Origin of the sequence: Faecalibacterium tardum, from assembly GCF_040096515.1 — a bacterium.
Classification (GTDB): domain Bacteria; phylum Bacillota; class Clostridia; order Oscillospirales; family Ruminococcaceae; genus Faecalibacterium; species Faecalibacterium tardum.
On the sequence record NZ_JBBMEO010000056.1, the window covers coordinates 1 to 6,033 of the forward strand.

At 51.3% G+C, this 6,033-nt stretch carries 6 protein-coding genes and 2 pseudogenes; 1 reads left to right on the top strand and 7 read right to left on the bottom strand.

Annotated elements, in window-relative coordinates; translation table 11 throughout:
* The 3 genes and pseudogenes from WMO44_RS14195 to WMO44_RS14205 form a co-directional block, all read right to left on the bottom strand.
* Positions 1-362, bottom strand: a pseudogene (locus WMO44_RS14195) (VirD4-like conjugal transfer protein, CD1115 family); the annotation flags it as partial.
* The gene (locus WMO44_RS14200; protein WP_349152967.1) at positions 359-829 is read right to left on the bottom strand and encodes a PcfB family protein; all 471 of its coding nucleotides are present in this window, start codon (positions 827-829) and stop codon (positions 359-361) included. The gene WMO44_RS14200 and the pseudogene WMO44_RS14195, both read right to left, overlap by 4 nt.
* Positions 830-929: 100 nt before the next feature.
* Positions 930-1,844 (bottom strand): DUF6017 domain-containing protein, encoded by a 915-nt coding sequence (locus WMO44_RS14205; protein ID WP_349152968.1) that lies wholly within the window; start codon positions 1,842-1,844, stop codon positions 930-932.
* 409 nt (positions 1,845-2,253) lie between these two features.
* Here WMO44_RS14205 and WMO44_RS14210 point away from each other — a divergent pair, with 409 nt between their 5' ends.
* Positions 2,254-2,505 carry a DUF6061 family protein gene (locus tag WMO44_RS14210; protein WP_349152969.1) on the top strand — a complete coding sequence of 84 codons (252 nt, stop codon included), beginning with the start codon at positions 2,254-2,256 and terminating at the stop codon, positions 2,503-2,505.
* Between the two features lie 159 nt (positions 2,506-2,664).
* Here WMO44_RS14210 and WMO44_RS14215 read toward each other — a convergent pair whose 3' ends face one another.
* The 4 genes and pseudogenes from WMO44_RS14215 to WMO44_RS14230 form a co-directional block, all read right to left on the bottom strand.
* A complete protein-coding gene (locus WMO44_RS14215; RefSeq protein ID WP_435387741.1) occupies positions 2,665-4,389 on the bottom strand; it encodes a recombinase family protein in 1,725 nt (574 codons plus the stop codon).
* Entirely contained in the window at positions 4,386-4,850 is a 465-nt protein-coding gene (locus tag WMO44_RS14220; protein WP_112120869.1) for a hypothetical protein, read from the bottom strand. The genes WMO44_RS14215 and WMO44_RS14220 overlap by 4 nt, the downstream gene beginning before the upstream one ends.
* 183 nt (positions 4,851-5,033) lie before the next feature.
* A complete protein-coding gene (locus WMO44_RS14225) occupies positions 5,034-5,252 on the bottom strand; it encodes a hypothetical protein (protein ID WP_080545308.1) in 219 nt (72 codons plus the stop codon).
* Positions 5,253-5,637: 385 nt separating this feature from the next.
* Positions 5,638-6,033 (bottom strand): annotated as a pseudogene (locus WMO44_RS14230) (hypothetical protein); the annotation flags it as partial.

Genomic DNA, 6,033 nt, shown 5'->3' on the forward strand with positions numbered 1-6,033 from the left:
TTGGTTAGGATGATGTTGTCGGCGAACTTTGGTGCCATGAACGGCTCAATGTCCTTCGGAGTTCCCCACCGGGCAGAACCGTATTCCTCACCCTTGCGGTACTTCTTGGCGTTCTTGCCCTTGCTGTACACGATGAGCCGGACAGCCACCGCCCCGGCAAGGCCTACGCAGAGGTCAAACGGATGCAGGCTGGGCAGCGGGTTTGCAAAGGCAGCAGAGATGCCGTTCGTCAGGTGGAGCAGCTTGGCCGAAGCATCCGCGCCCGCCGCCAGACGGTATGCCTGCCCGCATTTGGCGAACAGGTACACGAACAGCAGATACGGCAGATTCAGCACCAGCAGCTTTTTTAGTTCAGGCTTCATCGTTCCAGCTCCCTTTGCTTGATTTTTTCTTTCGCACGTTTCGGCTGCTGGGCCGCTCTCTGCTTGGCTGCGGTCAGCACCTTGCGGATGGAGGGCCGCTGCTCCTTGGAGAGCGTTTTGGCTGTGAACTCCCGGAACGCCTGTTCCAGATTGTCCGTATCCTTGGCCTTGAAGATCACGATGTAGTGGGGCGGCTGGGTGGTCTTGTCCTTACGCAAGGTGAAGTCCACGCCGTACTTCTTGGCGCAGGGCTTGAACGCCCCGATGTTCGCTTCCGTGACTTCAATGTTGGTCAGGGCCGCGCCGTGGGCTTTCAGCTGTTTCAGGCTTTGCTTGCCGTGGTGCAGCTTTGGCCCCTTGGCCCGGTGCTGCAAATATTTTTTCAGGGCAGCTTGCAGCGCTTGGGCGGTGAGCTTGCCCGTTTTCATGGACAGGGCAATAGTTTTCTGGGTGACTTCTTCCTGCAATATGAATCCCTCCTTGTTGCAGAAAATTCAGAGCGGCAGCTAGGGTGGAACCACCAGCCGCCGCAGGTAAAGGGTTCTCATGGGTGGACGCTCCTTTCGGTTAGGTGTTGGGCAGGCGGCCCCAATCGGGCTGTGCCATATCGTGCGCCACAAGGGACGCATAGTAGCTGTTGATGGTGCTGGGTGCGTTGAAAAGCATGGCCCGCAGGTATTGCTTGATGTTGCGGACTTTGGTGGTGTTGTCCCGCAGGCAGTCCATGACGAACTCAATGTGATGGCTGTCCAGTTTCAGAAACTTGGCCTTAACCAGCTCTGCCGGATAATCGTCCCCGGCAACCCGGATGGACTTGCGGGAAGTGCAGACCGTTTCCAGCAGGATGTCCACGATCTCGTCCAGCTGCTCCCGGTCTATCCGGGGATTCTGGGTGAGGGTGTCATACTCGATGTTCTCCAAAATCAGGTCCCGGTAGATTTGATAGGCTGCTTCCTTTCGGCTTCCTGTCCGTTCCGGCGGCGGTGCCGCTGCCTCGTCCTCGTCCAAAGGCAAGGGGTTTGGGGAATGGATAGGAATGGAATCGGTATTTAATCCCTCTTTCTTTTGTTTTTCTGTAATTAGTTTATCTTTATTTAATTGCATTGGATTTTCCAACGTAGGGTTTTCCTGCGTGGGATTCTCCAACGTTGGATTTTCCAATGTAGGTGAAACCGATGCAGGGACAGGCTGCGGCAGCTCGAAGATCACATAGTCTGCACCGCGCAGCCGCCCTTTCTCGTCCCGTTCTCTGGAACGCTGGATGTAGCCCGCCTGTTCCAGTTCCCGGATGGCCTGCCGTATTGCGTCAATGCTTTCCCGGTTGATACGGGTCAGCCCTTGCAGGGTGTAGTCCCAATCTTCCGGCAGGGAGAGCATTTGGGAGAGTAAGCCTTTGGCTTTCAGGGACAAGGCCCGGTTCCGCAGGTGGTGGTTTGACATGACCGTGTAGCCGCTGTTCTTTTCTACCCGAAAAACTGCCATTTCACGGATGCCTCCTTTCGCTGTAAACAAAAAAAGCAGCGTCCATTTGCTCCCGGTGATGGGAGAAGTGAACGCTGCGCGTACTTGATAATTTTTGGGTTGTGTGGTATATAAAAGGCAGCTGTTTTTTCAATACAGCCGCCCATGGGGGTGCGATACAAGCAAGTTGCTATCCGATGACCTCAAAAACAAATTGTACTACGATGGTTTTCAAAAAGTGCTGTATCACTACTCGCACCACAACAACAAAATCCGAACTTTTTTCCAATAGGAGAAGGGTTCGGATTTTTTGTATTCTTCGGAAAACAGAACGAATCCCTTGCTTCCATCGAAAAACGTCCTAGACCTTATCACAAAAAAAGCACGACAGACCACGGTAAGAGTGCCGTAAGGTAGAAAGGACACGAGCATGAAGTACGATGAAAGAACCTGCAAATTCAACATGGACACCGGCTGCGTGGAACTGCTGCTCCGGGATGGAAGAAAAATATCCATCGACTGCACCGGGGTCGAGGATGCGCTGGACGTGACCATGGCGCAACGGTCAGAACTGGACTATCTCATCTACAATGACCCACTGGGCTATGCGGATTTGATTCTGAATGGCGATCCGAAGGAATATTTGAGGAATGTGGCTGGAAGTCATGGGTTAGAAAATTAAAGGCAAAACAAAAACAGGGTGCGCCCCTGAATAGGACGCACCCTGCCAAAATCCACATATGATAGCGATATGTACAACAGGGCGTTCCCCGTAGCAGAGTTCCCATAAAACAGTATTTGCAAAAGCTCCCGAAATGGGGAAGATTTGGCGTGACTTCGGTCACGCCTTTTCTTTTGCTTCCAGTTCATCCAGAGGGATGTACCCCAGCCCATCATACTTAATATGGATGTGCTGCACCCGCTTTCCGCTGGACTTATCCGGGGCATCCACATAGATGGCCGACACCAGTTCACGGAGAGCATAAGGGGTGAGTTCTTCAATATGAACGTACTTGTGCGCTTTCTGGACGAACTTTTCAATATTCTCGATCTGCTGTTCCTGTACTTCAATTTCCTGCTGGATGGAGAGAACTTCCTCTTCCAGCTGCTTCTGTTCGGCATCGTAGCTCTGACTCATCATGTCGAAGCGGTCATCGCTAAGCTTTCCGTTAACATTGTCCTCGTAAATCTTCATGAACAGCCGTTTGAGGTCTGCGATCCGCTTCTCATTCCGGGCAAGCTGCTTCTTCAGGACAGTCAGCTTTTCGGTGCTTTCCACCCGAAGCTGCTCCTCCATGACCTTGCGGAAGTAGTCCTCATGACAGAGGATGTAGTCCGTCACCCGCTGAACATGGCTTAGCACACGGCCCTCCAAAACCTTTACCCGGATGAAGTGTCCCTTGCACTTGCTCCCGTTCTTCTTGTGCAGAGAGCAATCAAAGAAGTCTTGACTGAAGTCCCTGTGATTGGACGAACCATATTGCATCTTGGAACCGCAGTCAGCGCAGTAGACCATACCGGAGAAAATGCTGCTCTTGCCTGTCCGGGTCATGCGGTGACGCTGGCTACGAATCTCCCGAACCTTTTCAAACACATCATCGTCAATAATGCGCTCATGTGTATCCGGGAAGATAGCCTGATTTTCCACGGGATTCAGATGTCTCTTTTTATCCCAGATAGAGTTAGTATAGGTCTTAAAGTTGACTGTGCAGCCAGTGTACTCCAGTCGTTCCAGAATCGAACTTACTGCTCTTTTATCCCAGCGATAAGGGTCTTCCGGGGCGGGTGAGTTCGTACTCAGGCCATGGCTCAACTTATAGGCGGTGGGAGTCAGAACTTTGTCCACCCACAGTTGGTTTGCAATTTGGGTCGGGCCACGGCCTTCCATGCACATGGAGAAGATGCGCTTCACGATTGCAGCCGCTTCTGGATCAACAAGCCAATGTTTCAGGTTCTCCGGGTCTTTCACATAGCCGTACGGCACATTGACCGTCAGCGGTACTCCACGCTCTCCCTTGGCCTTCTGAACAGCCCGAATCTTGCGGCTGGTATCACGGGCGTAAAACTCGTTGAACCAGTTCTTAATGCCCGCAAAATCGTTGTTTACGCTGTTCGGGTCAATGGTGTCGTAGTTGTCGTTAATGGCAATGTAGCGAACGCCATACTGGGGAAAAGTGAAGTTTGTGTACAGACCTGTCAAGGCAGAATTGCGTCCCAGTCGGGACAAATCCTTCGTGATAACGATTCCTACACGCCCCGCTTCAATCACGACCAGCATACTCTGAAAGCCGGGGCGGTCGTAGTTCGTGCCGGAATATCCATCGTCCACAAAGAACACCGGGTTCGGAAAGTGATTCTTCTTAGCGTATTCCAGAAGAATAGCCTTCTGGTTCTCAATGGACAGGCTTTCGCCGAGCCGTGCGTCCTCTTGCGACAGTCGGCAGTAAAGTGCGGTGATTTTATTCGTTGCTCCAGACATTGTTGTGTCCTCCTTACTCTGTGGAGCAACTGTCGGTACAGGATTGGTTACCGGGTCAAGTATAGCAGAATTGGACGCAGTTGTCATTCGTCTGCACCCTCATCTTCAAATTTTTGCTGGGCGTTCTTGGCAACAATGCGCTCCAGCTTCTTCAAAAAGGACTCCTTGCCCTCATAGCTGCCGGTCACGGTGTAGGTGGTGTGACCGACTTTCTCCGTGGTGGTCAGTTCTGGAATCCAGAAAGCGGACAGGTTCTTGACATGGAGGTTGCCGTTCTCGTCCACATAAGAGCTGTGTTTCTTCTGCTCTTCGGTCAAGGGCTTCCGCTTGAAATAGATTTCATTTTCGGAGATGTTCACAGTCTCGCTGGTCTGCTCTTTCGGGGCATCATCATACAGCTGTGCGAAAAATGCCAGTGCATCTTCGGGTGGTTCTTCCTCCATGAGCTGCTCGAAAACTCGCTGTTCCTCTGCCGAGAGGTTATTCCATGCGGCTTCCAACTCCTGCTCGTTGGCTGCGTTGACGAAGGCTTCGATCTCTTTTTTCATGGTGCATCCTCCTTTGGCTGCGAAAAGCGGATTTTCAAAAAGTATGGGTTTTCGTGAGAGCAAGAATCGTCCCGTGGCCACAAATTTTCAATTCTTGAAAATTCTTGCCCTTTTGGGACAGCTTCTTGTTGGGGCGTGCCTGCCCCAAACCCTGCTTAGGAGTGAGTGCGATATACTAGGAATTTATTTATTGCTTGCATCGGTTTTGTCGTTTCCCTTTTTCTTACGAGACAAACCTAAACAAAGATGCGTCGAGCCAAGGCAAAGAAATGATGAACCAAGACACAACCATACAACAGCCATAGAATTATCATTTCCACTTATGAAGCTAATAAGTGAAGCCATATATAACAGAGCAGAAGCTGCATAGAATAAGATAGATTTCTTGGTTTCTTTTTTCATAAATAATCGCCTCCACAAATCGATTTGTTGAGTCAATTATACCACGTTCTTTATCGAAATTACACCCTCTACATGGGAGAACTTGGCCGATTTACTGCGTACGTGCGTACCCATCTTCCGTATACACGTATGCGGCGATTTGCCCGAAACGCACTCTATACAGCCGTTCCCCCTCGGAGAGCCCACTACACTTTGCAGACCACAGGGATGAAAGTGTCATAGTGGGTTATTACACTTCCGCAGAAGTGCCTTCTCCTCGCCGCAGACAGCCGGGTGTGCCTTTTGTGAGAGCTTTCTGTGCGGCGAATCTACATCGCCCACAGGCGATGTAAGCAGGGATTCCAAAGGGGCGCAGCACCCTTGGCACACGACTTTGGTACAAAGTCTAGTGTGTTACACCTTTCCAGAGGTGTATACGTTCCTGAAATGCAAAAAGCCCCATACCCAACACCTTAACGGTGCGGACATGGGACTTGATGCTTCCTCGGCCTAGCCGGGTACTCCGTAACCAATCCTGACAGGCAGTTGCCGTGTCATTTTTCGAAAACTGTTTTACGGATACCCAGCAGTCGGGAACGCTCTGTTTTTCTTTGCTGGGGGTATGATGAGCCTGTTCCGCCTGCCATGCGGCAAACTCCCTTTGGCCTTCCTCGCTGTTCCAACAGGCAAGGGTGGCCGGGTAGAATGCCCGTGCTAGACGGTCAATGACTTCATCGGGATAGGGGGAAGTGTTTGTGGACTTTTTCTTTTTGTTCAAACGCACGCTCCTTTGATCGTCCCA

Bases quoted from the DNA above. Each gene is read 5' to 3' on its own strand.
- WMO44_RS14205 (WP_349152968.1), bottom strand. From the start codon at position 1,844: ATGGCAGTTTTTCGGGTAGAAAAGAACAGCGGCTACACGGTCATGTCA.
- WMO44_RS14210 (WP_349152969.1), top strand. From the start codon at position 2,254: ATGAAGTACGATGAAAGAACCTGCAAATTCAACATGGACACCGGCTGC.
- WMO44_RS14215 (WP_435387741.1), bottom strand. From the start codon at position 4,389: ATGACAACTGCGTCCAATTCTGCTATACTTGACCCGGTAACCAATCCT.
- WMO44_RS14220 (WP_112120869.1), bottom strand. From the start codon at position 4,850: ATGAAAAAAGAGATCGAAGCCTTCGTCAACGCAGCCAACGAGCAGGAG.
- WMO44_RS14225 (WP_080545308.1), bottom strand. From the start codon at position 5,252: ATGAAAAAAGAAACCAAGAAATCTATCTTATTCTATGCAGCTTCTGCT.